This is a genomic window from Paenibacillus sp. MAEPY2 (genome assembly GCF_000499205.1).
GTDB classification, from domain to species: Bacteria; Bacillota; Bacilli; order Paenibacillales; family Paenibacillaceae; genus Paenibacillus; species Paenibacillus vandeheii.
The window spans coordinates 115,974-138,781 of record NZ_AWUK01000032.1 but is presented as its reverse complement, the minus strand read 5'-3'; the positions used below and the strand labels follow the sequence as shown (position 1 = coordinate 138,781).

Sequence of the window (22,808 nt, the reverse complement as noted above, 5' to 3'; positions counted from 1 at the left end):
ATCTGCACCATTAGAAGAAGTCGTGATTCTAGGCGCTTGTAGCCCAAGAACACGGCTTCTTTTTCTGTATACTCAGAGGAACCGGGCTAGTCATGCAGAATATGGTATACTAAGGAGATGGATTTGGAGCGGAAGAAGGAGGGGGACGCATGGGAGAAACACCGCGTGAGGGCAGCAAGATCTCGCCGCCCCGGCGCTCACAGTATGGATCTGATTCGGAGAACCCCATTTTCCCTGGAGAAGAAAAGGATCACGATCCCTCCCGGCGCAGTTTTTTGCTGCGCATGATCTTGATGACGGCGAGTGCCAGTTTGCTCACAGGAGGATATGCCTGGTTATGGGAGCCGCGTCATTTGGAAATCAAGCACGTTGAATTGAAATTACCCAAGTTTCCAAAAGCATTCGAGGGACTGCGCGTTATTCAGTTCAGTGATGCTCATCTTGGATTCCATACGGGGCTGAAACAAATGGAGAAGCTGGCTGAAACGATACGGGAACAGCAGCCTGATCTGATTTGTTTTACCGGAGATATGGTTGAACGGGAAGCAGAACCGATGCGTGAATGTATTCCTGTACTTGCCTCGATGCAAGCGAAGTATGGCAAATATGCCGTATTAGGGAATCATGATTATCGTGGCCAGCAGCAGCATGAAGTGGAGCTGATGTTCAAGGAGGCCGGATTCACGTTGCTCCGAAACAGCCATGTTCTGATTGAACGCGGGGATTCACGTATTGCTATAGCAGGTCTGGATGACGCGCTTACGGGCAGACCTGATCCTCTTGCAGCAATCAAGGGATTGAGTAGAGAGGTCTGGAAACTGCTGCTTATGCATGAGCCCGATTATGCAGACATTGCAGCACCTTACGGTTTCGGACTACAGCTCTCCGGACACAGTCATGGCGGGCAGGTGCGTTTTCCATGGATTGGGGCGCTGACTACACCGAGAGGTTCACTCAAGTATATTCAAGGGTTATATTACGCAGGGGATAAGCATATGCCAGTCTATGTGAACCGTGGCTTTGGCATGACCCAACTGCCGATCCGCTTTTTGTGCAGGCCGGAATTGACTGTTTTTGAGTTAAAGGGTTAACAACATAAAGAATATAGAGCATAAAGGGAGGTTAGCCAGATGGAACGAATTGCGATTGTATCCGATATTCATGGCAACATGACTGCTTGGGAAGCGGTATTAAACGATATTCGGAGTCGCGGATTGAAGCGAATCTTTTGTCTTGGCGACCTCGTTGGCAAGGGACCTGACCCGGTACAGGTTGTGGATCTGGTAAGAGAGACATGTGAGCAAGTCATCCGTGGCAACTGGGATGAACTGGTTGCGGTTAATTCGGACAATGAGAATTTTACTTGGCAAGCGAAGCGGCTGGGTAAGGAGCGATTGACATATTTGGAAAGCTTGCCGTTTAGCCACCAATTAGAGCTGAGTGGTCGAAAGATCCGCCTGGTGCATGCATCTCCCCAAAGTGTATATCACCGCGTACAGCCATGGGATGAGATGGGGAAGAGGTTAGCCATGTTTGATCCTCCGGCAGATGAGCCTGAGCTCGGTGTGGCGGATGTCGTAGGATATGGGGATGTGCATAACGCATACTTGCAATTTCTGAATGGGAAAATGTTGTTCAATGCAGGCAGCGTGGGTAACCCGCTTGATTTGACCCAGGCTTCATACTGTATTCTAGAAGGAGAGAACAGCAGTGATTGGAACACTCCATTCAACCTTCAATTTGTAAGGGTACCTTATGATATTGAACAGGAAGTACAGACTGCTCAGCAGGCCCAGGTGCCCTCACTTGATTTCTATATCCGAGAGCTTCGTACAGGTGTCTATCGCGGGCTGCAAACGGATTAGTGATTTCAGGAATAAATTGCTGTAATGAATTGGCATACTAATGTTCGGGCTACTGAGCGGAGTGTTGTTGAGTATATCGATGTATCGTCGTTTATCCATGTATTCTATTTGCGCCGGATCATCCTCAGAGCATGCTTGTCTTACCGGACTAGAACCCGTTAGGCAAAAGGAGCGATTGTCATGCTGACCCGAAAAATGCTGGGCCAAGGATTGCCTGCTTTGTGGACAGAGCGCCTTGTTCTTCGATCATTACGTCAGAGTGATTACAGCACGTTGTCGGAGCTGTTTTCCGACCCGCAGGTGATCCGTTATGTAAACAGGGGAAGTCAGCCCACGCCAATCCGGGCTCGGCGATTATTGAATCAGATTCGCAGCAGCAGCGCGAAGCTGGATTCACTGCATTACGGCATCTGCTGGAAAGGCAGTGAGCAGATCATTGGCATCACTTCATTCCAACATTGGAATGACAAGAATGGTACCGCACAGATTGGATACATCTTGAACAGGTCCTGCTGGGGCAAGGGAGTCGCCACTGAGGCAGTACAGCGTTTGCTGGAATTCGGTTTTGCCGAGCTTAATTTGTCCAAAGTGGAAGCCCGCTGTTACGAGGCAAATGTTTCATCCGAACGAGTGCTTTGCAAGAGCGGCATGAGTTATGAACGAACCCTGCCCTCGTTTGTTTTGAATCATGAGGATGGTGAGACGCCGGATACTCTGCTGGATGTTAAAGTGTATAGTCTGTATCGTGAACAGCATGTCCGTTCTCATTGGGAAAATCGCCTGCAAACGTTGGTATCCGACAAGCACGAGTAACATAGAATAAAATGAAACAGCAGAGGGTTGAAACGAACTTCAATCATTTGTTACACAAATGAAATATAGCTGCAATTGAACTCTAACAGACAGCGGGTAAACTTATCTCATGACCCCCTTTTTGATAATAGATAATGCTGTTGGGACCCGCTGTTTGCGGGTTCATTTTTTTTATATTAGGAAACGAACCGAAAACCCCCACAGCGTGCTGATTCACGCCATGAGGGTTTTATTGTGATGCTATATGATTAAAACGGTACAACTTGCATCTGTTTCTGTTTAAAGTATACCCATTCCGTAAACCCGATCTCTTGCAGACGTGTACGAACGTCATCCAGTTCATCGGCAACACGCTGTGGTTTGTGGGCATCCGATCCGAAGGTCACCTTCACTCCGTAATGATGCGCACGCTCCAGAATGGCATCTGACGGGTACCAGCCACCACTGAGCTTGGTTTTACCCGACGTATTAATTTCAATGGCCACGTTCGATTCTGCAATGACCTGCAACGTTTCGTCAATGGCGTGATCCGCGATAATGTCCGAGAAAGGTGGATAATTTCCTTTCATCGCATCAATATGTCCAAGGATCTGGAACATGCCGCTTCGGGCTGACTGTCGAATCAATGCATAATAACTCTCTTTCACTTCCACCTTACGTGCATCGCTTAAACCATTCCAGCGGGTTTTGTTGAATATGCTGACATCTTCCGTGTGATGAACTGAACCAATAATATAATCAAAAGGATATTGCCCCAGCGTACTGCGATACAATTCGGCATGAATAGGGAAATAATCGGATTCGATGCCAAGCAGCACATCAATTTTGCCTGCGTATTCTTCCTTCAGAGCAATTACTTCTTCCACGTAATGATGCAATTCTGACTTGCCCATCGCAATCCGGGGAAAAGCCTGCTCTGCGTCACTGCCAAAGTAAGGCGTATGGTCCGAGATACCGATGACCTGAAGTCCAGCTTGAATACCTGCCTCAATATAGTCGCGAATATTGCCGTCCGCATGACCACAACGAAAATGATGGGTGTGAAGATCAAATTTCATATGGAAATCCTTCCTTTCTCATGGCTCATTTATCATTCTGAACTGATGAACTGGGTCTCCGGCATGCCTTTGAGATCGCTCAGGAATTGCTGCATGGCCGAATTGAGATAACGACTTGATTTGTAAATGACTCCGACAGGGTGACTGACCTCCAGTTCACTGAGTGGAATCATGCGCAGTGTGCCTTGCCGCAACTCGTGGGCAACGGATTGTTTGGATATGACTGCTGCCCCGAGATTGATCTCAACCATCCGCTTCACTTCCTCGCTGCTCGACAACTCCATGACGATATTGGGCTCAATGTTATGTTTCTTAAAAATGCCTTCCGTAAAGCGACGCCCCACCGTATCCGGGGATAGCAAAATCAGAGGTGTGCTGCGCAGGACATCCACCGCAGCATGCTTTTGCTTCGCCAGCGGATGGAATGGAGATACCACAAGTTCGAACGTATCATAATACAGCACGGACGTATTCAGGTTAGGATTACGCTCCGTGAGATAACCGATACCGATATCGACCATACCATTCTCGACCTGGGTATAGATCTGTGAGGAGGGCAGGGATTGGATACTGGTCTTGATAAGTGGAAATTGATCCTGAAAGTAAGATAACACCCGTGGCAAAATCTGAATGGCAATGGACGTCGTTGTGCCGAGTCTGATATGTCCCTGAGGGGTCTCATCGAGATCCATCAGTTTTTGTTTCAGCTCACCCACGATGTCCAGCATACGTTCGGCATGTTGCAGAAACACCTGTCCACGATCGGTGAGGGTTACCGGCTGGTTACGATCAACAAGAACGGTCCTGAATTCATCCTCCAGGCTTTTGATCTGGGCCGAAACGGCAGGCTGGGTCAGATTTAGAAGTTCTCCGGCTTTGCGGAAACTCATCGTTTTCGAGATCGTAATCAGCGTCTCCAGTTGACTGATATTCATGTATGGCCTCCTTGCACGTAAAATGTCTTCTGTCTATCCATAGTGGAATCCCGTAACTGGTCATTGTTCCGTTCCTTAAATTATAGGTGATTCAGGACAGCAGGGCAATGAAGGGTACATCATGGATTTGGGGAGGTCCATAAGAACGAGAAATTAATTTTATTTCAAGAAAATAAAATTTTTAATATTTTAAGAAACAGTAAAAAAGTCCTAAATACCTTTTGCCATGCCCCTCCGTGGCAATTGTTTTTGCAACAGATGCGAAAAGCCTTGTTTTTTCGCTAGAATCAGCTATAAACATTTCCCCCGCGGATGACGATAAATTATATTACACATGCCTTACCGAATTCTTGGTGAATTCTTGTACGTGATAAAGTATAATAAATTTATTGAATATGGGACTTTTGGTGTGTGACCAATAACCCAGTGTAAGGGGGACATTAGACAGTGAAAGCGGAAGTGATTAATCCTTTCCTGGAATCCGCACGGAACGTATTCGAACAGCTCATCCAGGTTTCGCCTTCCACCGGGAGTCTTGGCGTGAAAAATGTGGAGTACATTGCAGACCATGTCTGGATCGTGATCGGAATGACTGGACAACTGAGCGGAAACATTGTATTTGGAATACAAGAGTCGGTTGCATTGAAAATTGTTTCTGCCATGATGGGCGGTTTTGTCATTACAGAAATGGACGAAATGAGTAAAAGTGCTATTTCGGAACTTGGCAATATGATTAGCGGCAATGCAAGTACCATCCTGTCTAATCAGGGTGTCGTTGTTGATATTACACCTCCACAAGTGATGAATTCTGAATATGTGGCTTCCTTTAGTGCAACGAAAGCGTTGAGCATTCCTTTGCTGATGGACGGAATTGGTGAGATGGATATTCAAGTGATGATCTCGTAGAATAGAACCATACGCCTCTAGGGGCAATATGTGTTCAATACGGGAGGACATCGGGTATGCTGAAAGATCAGGTTGTTTTTATCACAGGTGCGTCGAGCGGAATTGGTGCGCTCTGTGCGCAGATGCTGATAGAAGAAGGAGCCATCCCGATTCTGGCTGCCCGCTCGCGGGACAAGCTGGAGGAGATTGGTGCTTCGCTGAAAGGGCAACACGAACTACTCACGTTAGATGTAACGAATGATGAGCAGGTTCAGACAGCCGTGAATGCGATGTTGCAGAAATACGGACGAATCGATATTTTGCTGAATAACGCGGGTTACGGAAAATTTGCGGCGATGACGGATATGTCTGTGCAGGAATTCGATGAGATGATGGACGTGAATTACATGGGCATTGTCCGCTGCACCAAGGCAGTGTTGCCGCAGATGCTGCAACGAGGCAGAGGACAAATTGTAAATGTAGCTTCCATGGCTGGCAAGATCGGAACTGCAAAATCCGCTTCATACACGGCGACCAAACATGCCGTACTTGGCTTCAGCAATGCCCTGCGCCAGGAACTTCGCAAAACCGGAGTCACGGTAACGACCATTAATCCCGGACCTATCGATACACCGTTCTTCCAACGGGCGGATCCCTCCGGTAACTATGTTAATAATGTACGCTGGATGATGCTGAAGCCGGAAGAGGTTGCGGGGCATATGATCCGGGCGATGAAGAAGCGCAAGGAAGAAGTGAATCTGCCCAGACTGGCTTCGGCTGGTGTGTGGCTGTATCAGCTATTTCCGCGTCTTGCTGACAGGCTGTCGCACGGTGTAATGAATCAGAAGTAAGATGCAACAGTGGGCATCACATATCGGATGAAAGAAAGGCTCCGCCGAGGGGCTTTTCTTTTTTTTGTCTGTAAAGGTATGTTTCGTGAATAAGATTTGGTCCGCAGGCTTTTTTCGCATATAATGAAAGGTAATGTGATGACAGGCTTCGGTTTTATTAGTACAAGCAGGGCTAGAGCATCAAAACGAATAAATTTAAAGGATGGACATACATGACGAATCAAACATTTGCTTCAATTGGCGTAGAACAGGATCTTGAGGCTGTACTCGCCAGACATGGCATCAACGAACCTTCACCGGTGCAGGCACAGACGATACCGGTTATTCTGGAAGGTCGTGATGTGGTTTCAAAATCTCAGACGGGAACAGGCAAGACGCTCGCCTATCTGCTGCCACTGCTGCAATCCATCAAAAGTGATGTGAAAGGCACACAGAAGCTCATTATAGCTCCGACGCAAGAGCTGGCAATGCAGATTGTACGCGAGGCACAGCGGTATGGAGAAGAACGTAAAATCGGCGTTCTGGGACTCATTGGCGGTGCAGCGGTAAAACGTCAGATTGAGAAGCTGCGTGAACATCCCGAACTGGTTGTGGGAACGCCAGGACGACTGAAAGAATTGATCACGCTGAAAAAGCTGAAAATGCACAACGTCTCCACAATTGTTATTGACGAGGCAGACCAGGTATTCCAGCTCGGCGGGGTAAGCGACGTGGACTTCGTATTGCGCAGTGCCCTGCGCGACCGTCAACTCATTTTCCTGTCTGCAACGATCGATGAACATACAGCTGGACTCGCGAAGCGGGAGATGAAAGATCCGGTACAGATCGGTATTGAACCGGACCGGGCAACCGCTGCGGGACTTGAGCATTTTTATTTTGTGGAAGAAAACCGTAACAAAATCGATATGCTGCGACGTCTGGTTAGACAATATAACCCGGATCGCGCCATCGTCTTTGTGAATGCTACCGAGGATATTGGCGAGGTTGAAGCGAAAATGAATCATCTGGGCTTCTCCGCAGCTGCGCTGTATGGAGACGCCGACAAAGTGACCCGCAGCAATGTGCTATCCGCTTTCCGCAATGGCAAGCTGCAACTGCTGATCGCGAGCGAGGTCGCAGCCAGAGGACTGGACATTGAAGGTCTGCCGATGGTCATTAACTATGACCCTGCATTTGATTCGGAACACTATGTTCACCGCGCAGGCAGAACAGGCCGCATGGGTCGCAGCGGCATCGTGTTGTCGATCGTGGATGAAACGCAAATTTTCATTATGCGCAAGTTTGCGCGGGAACTTGGAATCGAATTGCCGGAACGTGTATTGTTCGGGGGGAAAGTGCTCGAGGCTGATCCGCGCCCGGATACGCGGCCTGAAGGGCATTCCTTCTCCAAAAAACCAGGGCAGTCCCGGGATCGTAAGCCTGGTCAGGCCAGCCGCAATGGTGGCGCCAGAGCTGCTGTATCGAATCAACGCCCGACGGGTGGCAAGCCAGCTGGCAATGCAGGCAGAACAGAGCGGGACCAAGATCGCAAGAACAAGGGCGCTCCCAAATGGAGCAAAGGCAAAGAGCCACGCGCTGAAGAATAAAACCTGACGAAAGAGGTGCAGGGATAGATGGAAAACGTTCAACCGCCCGTATTGAAAATCAACGGGCTAAGCGGAGGATACAGTGCCAAGCGGCCGGTCCTCCACGGCATCGATCTGGAAGTTGGACGCGGAGAGATGGTCGGACTGATCGGATTAAACGGTGCTGGCAAAAGTACGACGATGAAGCATATTTTAGGGTTAATGACCCCTCAGCAGGGTGAAGTGAGGGTCATGGGCAAGAAGCGGGACGAAGATCCACAGGTATATCAATCTGCCATGGCCTTTGTACCGGAATCTCCCGAGCTGTATGACGAAATGACGGTCATGGAGCATCTGGAGTTTACAGCCAGAGCATACGGCGTTTCGGAGGCTGATTTCAAACAGCGTACGGAGAAGCTGCTGAAATTGTTCCGCATGAATGAGAAAAGTACCAGTCTGTCCACCCACCTGTCCAAGGGTATGCGGCAAAAGGTCATGATCATGTGTGCTTTTGTGGCAGGTCCGCCACTCTACATCATTGATGAGCCTTTCCTGGGACTTGACCCACTCGGGATCCGCTCTTTGCTTGATTTTATGCTCGAAATGAAAGCGTCGGGATCTTCCATTTTGCTCAGTTCACATATTCTGTCCACCATTGAAAATTACTGTGACCGTTTCATTGTTCTACACCGGGGACAGGTCATTGCTCAAGGGACGCTGAATGGGCTGCGTACTCAATTCGGGGAATCGAATGCCACGCTGGAGCATATGTTCTATTCCCTTGTACAGGGCAGGGATTAAGCATGGATCTCAAGCAGCTATGGAAGCAAAGACGCACGGGATTCTGGAATGGAATTCTTCCTTACCTGGGTTATGTCATTCAGAGCGGCGTAGCCATGGTGTTCTTATTTCTCGTCATTGCGTTCTCCGCCTGGTATACATCGTTTGTACAGCATATTCCGGCGGGATTCCCGATTCGCTGGATTACGTTGCTGTTGCTGGCACCACTGGTGCTGTTTAGCAGCTATCGTACATATCTGCATCCGGCTGACATCGTATTTTTACGGCCGCAGGAATATCGGATGCACGAATATCTGAAGAACAGCTTCGCCCGTGGCATCATCTATAAAACCCTGGGCATGCTCTTCATATTCATTACGCTGTGGCCGCTCTATGTTCGAGCGGATCAGGATGCTAGGCCATTTGGCTGGTTTATCCTGCTGCTGCTGCTGTGGAAAGGGCTGTCCAGCTATGGGGCATGGCAAGAGCTGCGCATGGTGCAGATCGGTGCAGCCAGAGGATATCGTTTGCTCCGATGGGCACTTGCTGTGCTTGCGGTTGCGGCCTGGTTGTGGCAGCCTCCACAGCGCAGCATCTGGTTCCTGCTGCTGCTGGCTGTTGTCTATATCGTTGCCCTGCGTATTCCTCTGAAACATCGGGTTTCATGGGAACGTCTTATCCAGGTAGAGCAGGGCCAGGCTGGACGAGTGATGCGAACGTTGGGCTGGTTTGTCGATGTACCTTCATCAGGCCAGAAAGTAACTTCTCGCCGCTGGCTTAGCAAATGGGGGAGTGGCCTCCCCTGGAATGCAGGGAAAGCTTACCGCTATCTGATTACCAAAACATTTATCCGAACTGAAGTGTTCTCGATTGTTGTACGCCTGGTCGTACTCGGAATGTTGTTGTCCTGGTGGACGGCGGGCAGTTATTTCGGTATAGGTGTCTACCTGTTCTTCCTGCTGCTTGCAGGTGTGCAACTGGGTGCACTGCGTCGCAGTCATAGTGAGTCGTTCTGGATTATGATATATCCTATCTCGGGAGAGAGTCGTCGTTCCCAGGTGCTGGGCTTCATCTCGAATCTGCATGCAATGGTTGCCTTACTTATGTGGTTGCCAATGCTCGCTGCGGGAGTGAGTGGACTAGGCATGACTGGAGCGGCATTGGTCCTTGGTGCGCTGGTGATCTACTTGATGCGACGTTCTCAGGGCAATAAGTGGTTGAAGGAAGAAGAGGATGAATGAACGGTCGAGCATCTGCCAGTAAGCGTTCATTGGCGATGCCGATCAGTAATTCTAATGAAACCTAACAAAAGACGGGTATTCCGAGCTGTATCTCGGAATACCCGTCTTTCTGTTAGAGTCAGCTTACTTTGTTCCGACTCATATTGAGGACGTATGGACTAACAGAGGAACGATTTAGTGATAATGACGAGCAAGATAAACAGAACGAGAATGGCACCTGTATTTGTAAATCCTCCTCCGAAACCGCCGCAACCATAACCGCCTCTTGTTTCTTCAACAACTCCAGACATTGGTCATTCCCCTTTCAAGTGGTGTTAGGCACGCCCTTGCGTACATCGTATATTATGTACCGTGGAGGTAGGCTGATTGGGCCGTTGCCCGGTACAGCTTCAAAATCATCGTTTTGGGCATTTGCCCCGGCCCAGACAGCCATACGTTTTCAGAGTGAATACAACACAAAACACCCCTTTGTATCGAGAGATATTCATCAGGATACAGAGGGGTGTTCATAGGTGTCAGGAAACGCAAGCTAGTTCGTTTCCTGACTTCTTTATTTAGATAAGCATTTTACTGCATATGATCTAGTTCGTCTGTAGATCCAGAACTCCGCGATAGATCGTATCAAACAGATCTTCCAAGCCGGATTCTTCAATACAGGAGAAAGCAATTCGCAGATCGGACTCACCCAGTGCAATGGTACCGACGCCATATTTCTGTAGCAAATGGGTCCGGAGTTGCTCTGCACCCACATCTTTCAGCTTCAGACACATGAAGTAACCGGAGTTAAACGGGTAGTAATCCCATACCTCACCGTAATTACCGCTATCAAGAATGGATTTTACTTTGTTGGCGCGGCCTTTCATGATTTCAAACTTCTCCAGCTTCTGTGCTTCGAACTCAGGTGCTTTCAGCGCATCCAGTACAAACGTTTGGGAAGGATGCGGACCACTGGAAATGGTTGCACGGATAATACCCAGTGTTTTCTGCTCCAGTGCATGCAGAACCGCAGCGTCTTCATGAGCATATGTGATGAATCCAACGCGGAAGCCCCATACGAATTCTTCCTTGGTGGCACCGTCAACTTTGACAGTCAGGACACGTGGGTGAAGGTTCGCCAGTTTACCAAACAGGGATTCGTGAATGGAATCTTCGAAGAAGAGACCAAAGTAGGCATCATCGGTTACAGCAACGACGTTTACACCAGCCTCCGCCGCTTGACGAATCGTGTCCACGATTGCATCCGCTTCTTCAGCTCCAGGCGTATAACCTGTCGGGTTGTTCGGGAAGTTGAGCAGCACGATGGCTTTGCCTTTGTCCTTCTGCGCAAGCAACGCTTCGAGTAGACCTGCACTGTTGAAATTCAATTGATCATCGAACAGGGGATAATGAACCAACTGGCCGTGACGGCGAATTCCGAAAGTCAGCTCATAATTTTCCCAGTTTTTATCCGGATATATAACAGCGTCCCCTTCTTCAGCGAACAGGTCGGCTACGATACTTAGTCCATGAGTTAATGCGTTAGTCACAATCGGATTACCAAACGTCTTACCTTCAAGGGAAGGTGTTTCCTTCAGCATCTTGTTTCTCCATACGGTCCGCAGTTCAGGCTTCCCTGCAGGCGGAGCGTAAGGGTACAAATCCTTCGGTTGGTATGCAGACAGCTTATCCTGAATAACAGCTAAGTGCATCGGCACACCGCCCTCCAGAGCGATACCAATCGTAGCATTGTAGGTTTTGGCCAGACTTGCTGCTTCAGCAGACTGACTCAAGATACCTTCTTTTGGAAAATAGATTTCTTTGCCGAGCTGCGACAGCATGGAGTAGACGTGACTGCTGCCTGCCTGAATACTTTCGTTCAACTGTTCAGCCAGTGGATTCATTCTTTTCATCCTTCCAAGTCTTTGTGATTCAACTGCCTAACATTATAACACCTTGCCTTCCCCCCGTCACGGAAATAACGCATAATGACAGTTTTATCACTTCACCGCGTTGTTGTGGATGTTTTTGAGTTAAGTTAATGTCACTTCTTTCGTTTGATTCTACTATGGAAAATGAGTATTATTCCTGATGAAAAGGACAGTATTTCCGCATCATTTCTGCGGTTTCCGCATCTCTTCCTTCATTACGCTGTTCCAGTTCACCACTAATATGATCAAAGCGTTCGGCTGTGAGGTTCTGTCCAAATTTGAACTTGGCACTCATCCGTTCCGGAACAATGCGGACCACAGCAACAGCTTTAAGTTGTCCCTTGTAACGGGGATCAGCTGCATCAATGGGGATATATCTGCCCTGCGGCTGAAGTTTCTCCATGAAACGTTGCAGAACCTTGCCTTTGATATCCAGATCCTGAAGCGGCTCTGCCTGACCGAATGCCATTACACTTTTGAAAAAAGAGGTTGCCGGACAGGCCAGCTCGGGATCACTGAAATAAGATGGAATCAGGGAGAACTCTTCAGCCACTGTAAAACTGACCGAGGAATCCATTTTGATCTGCTTCATTTTCTCTCCGGCAAGACTGCCGTGGAAATAAAAACAACCGTCCATATATACGAAGTTGAGCGGTGTTACCCGTGGCTGCCCTTCTGGACTGACCGTTCCCAGAAAACCAAAGGAGCATTGGTCCAGAAAGGTTATCATTTCCTGCTCTTCATCTACATTGAATTCTTTTCTTCTCACTGGTGTTCCCCCTTGAATGGCAATGTGTATTAGATCGTTGTACCTTAGCCATAACAATAGAACCTGCATTGACATATAAAAAGATCCAATTTACATTCACTTTAATAGACCAATTTATTTGGAAAAGGGGTGCAGGATGGAATTATGGCTGCACATGGATTCATACGAGCTTCAACATCGCTACAAATACGAGGCATTGTACCATGCTTTGCGTGACGCCATTCATGCAGGAATGCTGGTTGGTGGCACAAGACTGCCTTCCACCCGAGAGTTAGCACGTCAGTATGAAATGTCACGCGGCTCCGTAGCCCAGGTGTATGACATGCTGCTCGCTGATGGCTATGTGCGGGCACATCGGGGAAGAGGGACTTTTGTTTCGGACACATTAACGGCACAGGAACATGCGGGACAGGAAGCGATCCTTCCACTTTCTCCATGGGGAGAGCGGGTGAGCATGCTGAATATTCATAATCAAAAGGAAAAACCGTCATCTATTGAACGGGAGAAACCGGTCATCAACTTCCATGTACAGCGCATGCCTGCCGAGCACTTCCCGCAAGCGGAATGGAAAAGTGCATTGGCCGCCGTTCATCGCAGCAGTGGATCACATGAACGAAGTGGTACTGCTGGAGATCTTGAACTGCGTGAGGCCATTGCGTCACATCTAAGATGGACACGCGGCATCCAGGCTGATGCATCACAGATCGTGTTGTTTAGTGGTTCCATGCAGGGCATCACCCTGCTGGCACAGCTGCTTATCCCGGAGGGGGCAGCTGTTGTATTGGAAAATCCGGGTTATCAGGGGATTGCCCATGCAGTGAAGTCCTGTGGAGGAACGATTATTCCAGCGGAGGTGGATAGCGGGGGAATTATTCCGCAGAGCTGGGAGGCACAGACGTTATTTGTGACCCCAACCCGCCAGTTTCCTACAGGAGCAGTCCTTGGTTTGGACAGGCGGAGAACCATACTTGAATGGGCGTCGGAGCGCAACGCCGTCATTATTGAAGATGATTATGACAGTGAATTTCGCTGGGGCGGTAGACCGATTGAACCGCTCAAAGTACTTGATCGTGAACAAAGGGTCATCTATGTCGGATCGTTCTCACAAACGATGGTTGCATCCTTCCGGCTTGGCTATGCGGTTCTGCCGCCAGGTCTGGTGCAGCCTCTGATCGCTGCAAAAGCACTGTACGAACCGGTCCCTCCTGCCCTTCTGGAGCAGCGTGCACTTGCGAAGTTTATGACCCGGGGAGGATATTTGCGCCATCTAAGACGGTTAACCCGTCTGTACGGGGAACGGCATGCTTTTTTTGTCAGTGAGATGAAGCGGGAATTACCGGAACCTTTCCTCATGCAGCCTGGGGATGCTGGATTGCATATTTATGCTGCCTGGAAAGGGAGTATCGACAGTTATGAACGGTTCAAGGCACTGGCTCTGGAAGAAGGTGTCGTATTCCGTGATGCGGTGCGTTATCGGCTGACTCCAGGTCCTCCGGCTGTGTGTTTTGGCTTTGCACATTTGGAGAAAGAGGAGATTCAAGAGGGGATAAGGCGATTGCGGTTAGCATGGGAGAAGTGCACATTTTCGTTTCGGTGAATTCCGCTGTATAATGGAATAAGGCGTTTCGCTCCAGCAGGAGCAGGAATCATATATATACACATATCGCATCATTATTGATGCCGTATGCAAAAGAGATTAACTTTCAAGGGGGAGTGGCGACATGCTGCAGGCATCGCCGTCATCTTTTGTTATTTTGCCCGCCGTCGCCAAAATTGTCTGCGAACCGGGATGGAAGTGGCAGAAGCGGGAAAAACCGATGCAAAACTATGACTTATTTTACGTGTGGAGCGGTGAGGGGACCGTGGTGCTGAACGATCAGCCATATGAAGTGGGCAAGGGGAGCTGTTTCCTGTTCAGGCCAGGAGATCATCCTACTGCTACACATAATAAGCAAAAACCGTTGGTACTTACGTATATTCATTTTGATGTCGATATACCCGTTAATGATGTTCCGCAGTCCTACCGTGAAGTACTGGAAACGGTCGAATTCGAGCATTTGCTGGCTCGGTATGTACGGCTGTTCTTATCCGATGTATATGGGCGTGAGGAAGAAAGTCGGCTGATTCTGAAACAGCTGATGATTCATTTGCTGCGCGCGGACACGGAAGCTCCTGTGGAGAAAAAGGTGAGCAACCAGTTATCTGATGTCATCCAGGAGGTTGCTAACTATGTACGCCAGCATCCGGGGATAACACATCGCGTGGAAGACCTCGCTGCCAGAGCTGGATTATCGCCTCGATACTTCTCGATCAAGTTCAAGGAATTGATTGGTTCGTCCGTGCAATCCTATATCATTCGCATGCGCATTGAGCGGGCCGAGCATTTGCTGGTACATACCGGCATGAATGTGACCGAAGTGGCGGATGCCCTTGGGTACCGGGATATCTTTTTCTTCAGTCGTCAGTTCAAGCAATATACCGGCAAAAGTCCGTCCGAGATTCGATAGGGCCTCTTTGTCGGGTAGAATATGGCAACGTTTCAATTCTGGGAAGCAGGGGTAAGTATGTAGCATTCCAGACGATCGAAAGGGGGAACTTGTGATGAACGGAAAACGTCGGGTCCGCAACCGGGGATGCTCTATAAAGGGCTTTAATCTTTTCCGGAACCGCCTGCGCCGCAACAAACCGGCAGAGGAAATGCAGGACGTATGGTTTTAAGAAATGGTCAGAAAAACTAATATGACGAAGCATAGCTTCGTATTGCATGTATACATGGAATGAGAACGGATGTCATCTTGGCTTCTACATAGATCTGAAGCAGATAATTGGATTCTCTGATCAGCCAAAGGTACTCATAGCCTGGACACTTTACCCTAAAAAGGTGTTCCGGCTGCGAGTACCTTTTTATATAGGCAAATGTTCTGCGTGTAATCTCTTCTGTGTATCAGAAATTAAAAAAGATGACTCCTGTTATTCAGGAATCATCTGCTCATTGCTCATTGGATGGGTTTTAACCGACCGAGCAATTCTCCCATTTTGACGGAATCACCAGGCTGCAAGCCCGGTTTCGGTTCGAATGTGCCGCTCTGCGTCAACAGTACGACGGTGGAACCGAATTCAAAATATGCGAGATCATCGCCTTGTGCCCAGGAACTGACATCCGTACCGGCGTACTGTATACTGCTCACATTCATTGCGCCTACCTTCACGACAGCAACTTCTCCAAAATCATGGGCAATATACGTAATGAGCCGTTCGTTTCGACTCAGCACCGATTTCATATGGGTCAGGCCAAAATCATTTACCGGATAAACCTTGCCCTTAATATGTTCACTCTCCATTCGGCGACCGCTAACAGGCGCATGAATGCGGTGATAGTCGCGAGGACTGAGGTATAGGACAAAAGCATAGCCGTGCTTGTACTTCTCCAGATGCGGTGAGTGGTTTAATAATTCAGCAAGTGTATAATTTTGTCCCTTAACATTCAGGAGCGTTCCAGCAGATATCGGACCGGCTGCCGTGATTTTGGCATCTACCGGACTGATCAATGCATGTTCTGAAAGTTCAAGCGGGCGCATGCCCGGTTTAAGTTTACGGGTAAAGAAATCATTCAATGAACGATATTCCTTCCAGTCTTTTTCAGCTTCCTGAACAGGGATGTCGTAGGTCCGGACAAAATAAGGGATAAATGCCTTGCTTCCTCGGCTTTTGGAGAAGGCTCCCACAGTCCGGGAGATCCATTTGCGAGAAGAAAGCTCGGTCATTAACCGCAACAGCGTTTTTGCCATGAATATCCCCCTTAGGGTTAGTGCGAACTTCAAGGCCGGCAGGACCGGCCGTTCTGCATAATATTGACACAGAATGCCCGCGAAATCAATATAGGCTCCTATCGTACGTCTGAGGTTGCCGCGGTATGCGCGAATTCTGTTCCAACAGCAGACGTCCATAAGCCATCGGTTGTCGGTAACTGGCTTTCCAATGCTCCGTCATCCCGGCCTTGCGGAAACCGTAGCGTTGATCCCTTCCGTTGCATTCGATAAAATAAATCCGCCTTTTCTCTGTTATCCCCATATCAAGTCCAAGGTCCGCAAGATGTGGCAAGCTCGAAGCCAGCGTCCGTGCGATGCGGAGCCCCACAGACTTGATTCTGTCCTCCAGTTCTAGTAGATGCCAGTCGGATTCCTCCGAACCAAGGGCTTCAGCCAGCGTCATGACTTTGCTGCCCTGGGCGATATTTGTAACAAACGTATGAGCCGGAGCTACCTTGGCGAATATGCCCGTGATTCCCCACAGACCGTCACCTCCACGTTGCACCGAGACCCGCAGATCTACGGGTCTTCCTTCATAACGAACCAGAGGTATGCGCTCTTCAATAAGATAGGCATGACGAAAAATACGGCGAAGGGTAGCTGAGGGCAGTTGTCCCTTATTCAGTCGAAAGGTAGCCCATCCCTTGCGTGAAGTTCTTGTCTCACAAGTGAGTTTCCATTGACCATCCTTTTGGAATATCCGCATAATGCCGTGGCCGATGCTTCCGCTGCATGGCTTGATCACCAGATCATCGTAATGTTCCATCATATAGGCCAGAGAATCGGGTGTAGCCTTGACCGCACGGGGGAGATGCTGCCTGAGACCGGGGTCCTGATAAAGCATCTCGTGAATGTGATCTTTGCGGTATCGATTGCGAACATTGTATACCTGTATGCCCTGCAACAGAAGTTGGGTCACCTGGTGCTGCTCCGTACGGCGAAGCTGGAGAGCCCGATTATGAATAACGGAAGGCAATGGCATCCTTTGACGCACGTATATACCCTCTTTTTTTACATAAGCCATACAGGTTTTGTTATCCGAATCCACGTCTTCCAGCCGCAAAAAACAAGGGATTAATCCATAACAGGCCGCTGCCTGTTCAACATTCGCGAGTGATTCCTGACCCGTCCTTCTAGCCGGTATCCCCCGGTACATGCGTGAATCGAACAGAATACCGATCGTTTCTTGTAGCATGACCGTTCCTCCTTCAATGTTATCGCGACCATGGATCGTCCATCCATGAAATGCCGGCCTGTCAACGCCTGGTTGGATATCACGATAACGCAGACCGGAATCATGATGCTTCGATAGGCACCAATGAGTTCTCATACCAGCCCTTTGCATTCTATAGATTTATGCAAAATGCTTACATGATATCGTATGACATTTCCGGGGCAGGGGCGTGGACAGCCGCCTTACATAAGTGAGTTGGTACAGCCTATTTCAGCAGACAGCATTCCGTTAACGCATATTTTGAAGCTTATACATCCACGTACTGTAATTGGCAAAAGTCATGAATTGCAGTGGCAGATGCCCAGACTGGAGCATATGATGCCGGAGACGAACGTCAGAGGAAGGAGCAGGCTGTATGAGTAAAAAGAGCAATAAGAAGATTCCTACGCCGAAACTGCGGCATGTGAGTCCAAAATTTAAGGAACTGGATCTGACCAATCGACGGTCAGACACAATGAGCTCAGGTTTCACTTCGAATAGAGAAGCGCGCGTGAATGCAAATAAACGGGATTCGAGGGCCATTCAGGCATCAGAAGAATTCCTATTCGAATCAACGGAGCTACCTGCTACAACGAACGAGCTGGAAGACCTAAAAATCGTAGCCAAAATCATCAAGCCGGAACCCGTAGAGTCTGATAACGAGGAAGTCGTCGAGACACAAGATAGCCTGGAAAAGCAGATTCAGGTCAGCAGCGTGGCTCCGCATGTTCTAGAAGAAGAAAAGGACGTCAACAAGCAGGAAATCACAAGCAGGGATCGGCTGGAGATCCTGAACCAGAACCAGATGCCGGGTCATACCGGACACTATATCTACACGGACGACTTGAGTGAATTTGCTGTTACGGAGAGCAAACTGGCTCCATTCTCTGTGGATGCCTCCAAGCTGAAACCGGATGCGGTAGGCAGTGAAGCATTGCAGGATTATGCGGTGACCAGCATTCACATTGCAGACGGGGCAATTGTTTCCGCTAAACTTGCGGAAGCGTCTGTATCCGAAGAGCACTTGATTGACGGCTCCGTGTCAGGTCACAAAATACGAAATGCTTCTATTGCCGGTGAAAAAATCAGAGATGGCAGCATTACTTCCCAGAAGCTTGGCAACCAGGTCATCGATTCAGCCAAAATTGCCGACGGTTCCATCGGCACAAGACATCTCAGCCGAATGCTGGTTACGGAAGAATTAATCAAGAATCATGCCGTAACTGGAGACAAGATTGCGATTAGCGGTGTGGATACAAGGCATCTCTCGGGAGGAGCTGTGCATACCTCTAAACTGGCTGACGATGCGGTGACTACATCCAAAATTCGTGAAGGTGCTGTCACAGGCAGCAAAATCGAAGAACAATCCATCGAGTCTCACCATATCCAGGCAGGTGCTGTTAAACAGATGCATCTGGCAGAAGGGGCGATTGGTCGTTCACAACTATCTATTGGCAGTATTGGGAGTGACCAGATTGAGGATGGATCCATACAAACAAGACATTTAGCTGAGGGTTCGCTAAGCGGAAGACATCTGCTGGACGGTTCCATCGGTTCAAGCCAGATCCGCGCTTATGCCATTGGCAAGGAGCAGATTGGCAACGGAGAAGTAGGCAGTGAACATTTGACGGACGGAGCTGTAACCAGCAGCAAACTGGCAGACCAGTCGGTTGGAACAGCTAAATTGCTGGAACAGTCGATTACAGCCTCCAAGATTTCTGATCAGAGCGTCATTTCTTCCAAAATCGCGGATGAAGCTGTACAGGGCAAACATCTTGCCAAAGGGTCCATTCGTGCGGAACACATTGCGAACCGGGGAATCATGCCGGTACATGTGGACAATTCCGCAATTCACTCTATTCACATTGCAAGTGGAAGCATCGAGGCTACTCATCTGTCTGCCGGAAGTGTGTCCGGAGATGCTCTCGCGGATGGCGTGGTATCTGAGCGGCATCTGGCAGAGTCAGCTGTAGGTACGTATGAATTGCAGGATGCTGCAGTTATAGACGCCAAGCTCGCGGATGGAAGTGTGACAACAGAAAAACTTGGAACGGCTTCGGTTAGCAGCAGAGCGCTTGCCCCGGGGAGCGTCGTATCCTCGCATCTTGCGAGCGGTGGAGTCACAGGTACACATCTGGCTCCAGGCAGCGTGGGTTCCGAGGCCCTGAGACCTTATGCAGTGAAATCGGAGCACCTGACAGAGCATTCCGTAGGTATGCCTCATCTTCAGCCGGGCAGTGTTGAAACGGATGCAATTGCACGGGCAGCCGTCACAACAGACAAATTGGCTCCTGGCAGTGTAACTTCAGCCCAGATGGCAGGCGGATCCATTTTTCCACCTCATCTGACAGATCATGCGATTACCTCCCCCAAGCTATCACCAGAGAGTGTTGCCACGGATAAACTGGCGGATTCTGCTGTCACGTCAGCCAAACTGGCAGACGGCAGCGTGACTTCTTCCAAAATTATGGCAGAAAGCATTCACGCCAAACATATTCCAGCAGGAACCATTCGCGGTTATCACCTGAAGCAGCATGCTGTTTCACTGGAACATTTGTCGGAGGAAGTACGTTCACCCGAATTATTTGCCGATGGTAGTATTACAGGCAACAAACTGCGACATGGCTCCGTAACAGCAGACCATTTGGCAGCAGACTCGGTATCCGGGACAGAATTACAACAGGCCTCTGTAGGCAGCGAGCATCTGCAGCCATCCGCTGTGCAATCCGTTCATCTGGCTGATGGAAGTGTGAAATCGGATCATTTGGGTACGGGGGTGGTGAATTCACAGCATCTGAAACCCGACATCATTCATGAGGAACATATTGCTGAACAGGTAGTCACATCCCATCACTTGGCACCTGGATCTGTCGAAACAGACCATCTGGCACCTTTATCCATTACAGCGGCTCATCTGCAGCCAGGTTTGATCAGTGGTTTGCACCTTCAGGCAGAGTCGACAAGTGCGGTTCACCTGCAGCAAGGAGCTGTACATTCCCGTCATATTCAAGATGGTGAGATTCTTCCTCATCATATCCATGAACGCAGTATCGGTACGTCTCATCTGGAAGAAGAAGCAGTAAGTACGATTATATTACAGGATGAATCGGTAACACGCTCCAAACTGGCGAGTGGTAGTGTTGATGGCAGCAAATTAGCCGCAGGGGCAGTATCGGCTGCCCACATGGCAGACGAAAGTGTGCAAACCCGCCATATCCAAGAAGGGTCAATCCTTGCTGATCATATTCAAGAACGAAGCATTGGCACACTCCATTTGGAAGAGGAGTCGGTAAGTGCAGTCCATTTGCAAAATGGATCTGTTACGAGTGCCAAACTGGCGGATGGCAGTATAAACGGAAGCAAGTTATTCGAAGGTACTATATCGGGGATTCATATCGCATCGGAAAGTGTGCAATCCGGGCATATTCAGGCAGGTGCCATCCATGCGGGTCATATTCAGGAACGCAGCATTGGCACACCCCATCTGGAAGAGGAAGCAGTAAGTGCGGTTCATCTGCAAAATGGCTCCGTAACGAGTGCCAAACTGGCGGATAGCAGTGTAAACGGCAGCAAGTTGCTCGAAGATACAGTGTCGGGGATCCATATCGCTTCCGAAAGTGTGCAGTCCCGCCATATCCAGGAAGGAGCAATCCTTGCTGACCATATTCAGGAGCACAGCATTGGCACGACCCATCTGGAAGAGGATACAATCAGTACGGTTCATCTGCAAAATGGGTCTGTAACGAGTGCCAAACTGGCCGATGGCAGTGTGAGCGGCAGCAAATTACTTGAAGATTCGGTGTCAGAGGTTCATATTGCCAATGGAAGTGTGCAATCCCGTCATATCCAAGAAAGAGCGATTCATGCGGACCATATTCAGGAACGCAGCATTGGGATCTCCCACCTCAAAGCGGAATCGGTAAGTGCGATTCACCTGCACAATGGTTCCATAACAATTGCCAAACTGGCCGACGGCAGTGTAAACGGCAGCAAGTTGCTTGAAGGAGCGGTATCAGCTATCCACCTGGCAGACCAAAGTGTGCAATCTCGGCATATTCTGGATGGAACGATCCATGCTGATCATATTCAAGAACGTAGTATTCGCACAACCCATCTGGAAGAGGAAGCAGTAAGCGGGATCCATCTACAAAATGGGTCTGTAACGAGTGCTAAACTGGCCGACGGCAGTGTAAACGGCAGCAAATTGGCTGACGGCGCGATAACATCCGCGCATCTTGCAGACTGCGCCATCGATGGCAGCAAACTGAGTGAACAAAGCATTACATCCAATCACTTGAATGCGGGAATTGTAGGCCCGGCGCATTTGAGCGAAGAGATATGGAATGCGATTCGCCAGTTCAGTGGAGAAACACTGGAGCAGCTGGCAGCGATCAAAAGACAAGAAGCATTGCTTAAGACAGAGAGCGAAGCAGTACAGCCTTCACAGCAGGCCCTGGTCGAGGTACTGCCGGGTGCTGGTCTGGAGGAAACACAAATTCACCAGGCATTGAATCAGGAGCTGGAGGGACAACAAGAGCAGACAGCCCAAACGGACCAGCTTGGGGAGCCATTGGCAGCTGCTCCAGTGACGACAGAGGAGATAGTTCAGGCTCAGCAATCACAGCTTGAATTGTCACAGGAGATCGGTGGAACTACGGAGTTTATACTGAGTGAACAATCGATTACACAGGAACATTTGTGTGATGGAGCGGTGGGCAGCGAGCAGCTGCAATCCGGAGCCGTTCAGGCCAAACATCTGGCATTCCAGCCTGTACGGAGTGTCAGCCGTCAGCCTGTCGTGCAGCAGTTCGGTATGGAGGCTTTCATATTGCCTGAGGATGAAGAATGTGTGGAAGTATCGGTAACCTTTGAGGAATCGTTTATATCGGAGCATTATGTGATTGTAGCCATGTGTAATGATCGGGGATTTCAGGTGTCGCTGCTCTCCCAGAGTGAAGATGAAGCTGTACTGGAAGTGTCACGTACTGGAGGCTCCAAACACACGTATGGATTGTTATCATGGATTGCCGCTGGGCCTTCCGTGTAAAAGTGCAGGATCACGTGCCTTCATCTTCAAAGACAACTGTGGACGAAGGAGGGCACATGTTCAAATAGAC

The 22,808-nt window shown here is 49.1% G+C and carries 19 protein-coding genes; 12 read left to right on the top strand and 7 right to left on the bottom strand.

Annotated features, from left to right (window positions below; translation table 11 throughout):
* Positions 1–149 precede the first annotated feature (149 nt).
* The 3 genes from P364_RS0124175 (at position 150) to P364_RS0124165 (ending at position 2,678) form a co-directional block, all read left to right on the top strand.
* Positions 150–1,091 (top strand): metallophosphoesterase, encoded by a 942-nt coding sequence (locus P364_RS0124175; protein ID WP_024632623.1) that lies wholly within the window; start codon positions 150–152, stop codon positions 1,089–1,091.
* Positions 1,092–1,130: 39 nt separating this feature from the next.
* Entirely contained in the window at positions 1,131–1,865 is a 735-nt protein-coding gene (locus P364_RS0124170) for a metallophosphoesterase family protein (protein WP_024632622.1), read from the top strand.
* A 180-nt stretch (positions 1,866–2,045) separates the two neighbouring features.
* Positions 2,046–2,678: a GNAT family N-acetyltransferase gene (locus P364_RS0124165; protein ID WP_024632621.1), complete on the top strand. Its 633-nt coding sequence runs from the start codon at positions 2,046–2,048 to the stop codon at positions 2,676–2,678.
* Positions 2,679–2,926: 248 nt separating this feature from the next.
* On the opposite strand, the gene P364_RS0124160 is transcribed toward P364_RS0124165, so the two are convergent.
* Entirely contained in the window at positions 2,927–3,736 is an 810-nt protein-coding gene (locus P364_RS0124160; RefSeq protein ID WP_024632620.1) for a histidinol-phosphatase, read from the bottom strand.
* Between the two features lie 32 nt (positions 3,737–3,768).
* The gene (locus P364_RS0124155) at positions 3,769–4,671 is read right to left on the bottom strand and encodes a LysR family transcriptional regulator (protein WP_024632619.1); all 903 of its coding nucleotides are present in this window, start codon (positions 4,669–4,671) and stop codon (positions 3,769–3,771) included.
* A 447-nt stretch (positions 4,672–5,118) separates the two neighbouring features.
* Between P364_RS0124155 and P364_RS0124150 the strand changes: the two genes are divergently transcribed.
* The 5 genes from P364_RS0124150 (at position 5,119) to P364_RS0124130 (ending at position 9,993) form a co-directional block, all read left to right on the top strand.
* Positions 5,119–5,577 (top strand): chemotaxis protein CheX, encoded by a 459-nt coding sequence (locus P364_RS0124150; protein WP_024632618.1) that lies wholly within the window; start codon positions 5,119–5,121, stop codon positions 5,575–5,577.
* A gap of 56 nt (positions 5,578–5,633) precedes the next feature.
* Positions 5,634–6,407 carry an SDR family NAD(P)-dependent oxidoreductase gene (locus tag P364_RS0124145; protein ID WP_024632617.1) on the top strand — a complete coding sequence of 258 codons (774 nt, stop codon included), beginning with the start codon at positions 5,634–5,636 and terminating at the stop codon, positions 6,405–6,407.
* A 212-nt stretch (positions 6,408–6,619) separates the two neighbouring features.
* Complete coding sequence (locus tag P364_RS0124140; RefSeq protein ID WP_024632616.1) at positions 6,620–7,993, top strand: DEAD/DEAH box helicase; 1,374 nt, start codon at positions 6,620–6,622, stop codon at positions 7,991–7,993.
* Positions 7,994–8,020: 27 nt separating this feature from the next.
* Positions 8,021–8,773 carry an ABC transporter ATP-binding protein gene (locus tag P364_RS0124135; RefSeq protein ID WP_024632615.1) on the top strand — a complete coding sequence of 251 codons (753 nt, stop codon included), beginning with the start codon at positions 8,021–8,023 and terminating at the stop codon, positions 8,771–8,773.
* A 2-nt stretch (positions 8,774–8,775) separates the two neighbouring features.
* A complete protein-coding gene (locus tag P364_RS0124130; protein WP_024632614.1) occupies positions 8,776–9,993 on the top strand; it encodes an ABC transporter permease in 1,218 nt (405 codons plus the stop codon).
* 158 nt (positions 9,994–10,151) lie between these two features.
* On the opposite strand, the gene P364_RS38300 is transcribed toward P364_RS0124130, so the two are convergent.
* The 3 genes from P364_RS38300 to P364_RS0124115 all read right to left on the bottom strand — a co-directional run bounded on the left by P364_RS38300 (position 10,152) and on the right by P364_RS0124115 (position 12,669).
* The gene (locus P364_RS38300; protein WP_218671893.1) at positions 10,152–10,283 is read right to left on the bottom strand and encodes a YjcZ family sporulation protein; all 132 of its coding nucleotides are present in this window, start codon (positions 10,281–10,283) and stop codon (positions 10,152–10,154) included.
* Positions 10,284–10,574: 291 nt separating this feature from the next.
* Positions 10,575–11,873, bottom strand: a complete 1,299-nt coding sequence (locus tag P364_RS0124120) for an aminotransferase class I/II-fold pyridoxal phosphate-dependent enzyme (RefSeq protein WP_024632613.1) — start codon at positions 11,871–11,873, stop codon at positions 10,575–10,577.
* A gap of 178 nt (positions 11,874–12,051) precedes the next feature.
* Entirely contained in the window at positions 12,052–12,669 is a 618-nt protein-coding gene (locus tag P364_RS0124115; protein ID WP_024632612.1) for a pyridoxamine 5'-phosphate oxidase family protein, read from the bottom strand.
* A 136-nt stretch (positions 12,670–12,805) separates the two neighbouring features.
* Between P364_RS0124115 and pdxR the strand changes: the two genes are divergently transcribed.
* Positions 12,806–14,266 (top strand): MocR-like pyridoxine biosynthesis transcription factor PdxR, encoded by a 1,461-nt coding sequence (gene pdxR / locus P364_RS0124110; RefSeq protein ID WP_024632611.1) that lies wholly within the window; start codon positions 12,806–12,808, stop codon positions 14,264–14,266.
* 124 nt (positions 14,267–14,390) lie between these two features.
* Positions 14,391–15,176, top strand: a complete 786-nt coding sequence (locus tag P364_RS0124105) for a helix-turn-helix domain-containing protein (RefSeq protein ID WP_024632610.1) — start codon at positions 14,391–14,393, stop codon at positions 15,174–15,176.
* Positions 15,177–15,665: 489 nt separating this feature from the next.
* On the opposite strand, the gene asd is transcribed toward P364_RS0124105, so the two are convergent.
* Together asd and P364_RS0124090 are read right to left on the bottom strand one after the other, a co-directional pair.
* Positions 15,666–16,457: an archaetidylserine decarboxylase gene (asd, locus tag P364_RS0124095; RefSeq protein ID WP_024632609.1), complete on the bottom strand. Its 792-nt coding sequence runs from the start codon at positions 16,455–16,457 to the stop codon at positions 15,666–15,668.
* Between the two features lie 85 nt (positions 16,458–16,542).
* Complete coding sequence (locus P364_RS0124090) at positions 16,543–17,673, bottom strand: YheC/YheD family endospore coat-associated protein (protein ID WP_024632608.1); 1,131 nt, start codon at positions 17,671–17,673, stop codon at positions 16,543–16,545.
* Positions 17,674–17,859: 186 nt separating this feature from the next.
* On the opposite strand from P364_RS0124090, the gene P364_RS0124085 reads away from it, so the two are divergent.
* On the top strand, positions 17,860–18,075 hold the full coding sequence (locus P364_RS0124085) for a hypothetical protein (protein WP_024632607.1): 216 nt from the start codon (positions 17,860–17,862) through the stop codon (positions 18,073–18,075).
* Positions 18,068–22,738, top strand: a complete 4,671-nt coding sequence (locus P364_RS36340) for a WIAG-tail domain (RefSeq protein ID WP_024632606.1) — start codon at positions 18,068–18,070, stop codon at positions 22,736–22,738. The genes P364_RS0124085 and P364_RS36340 overlap by 8 nt, the downstream gene beginning before the upstream one ends.
* Positions 22,739–22,808 lie beyond the last annotated feature (70 nt).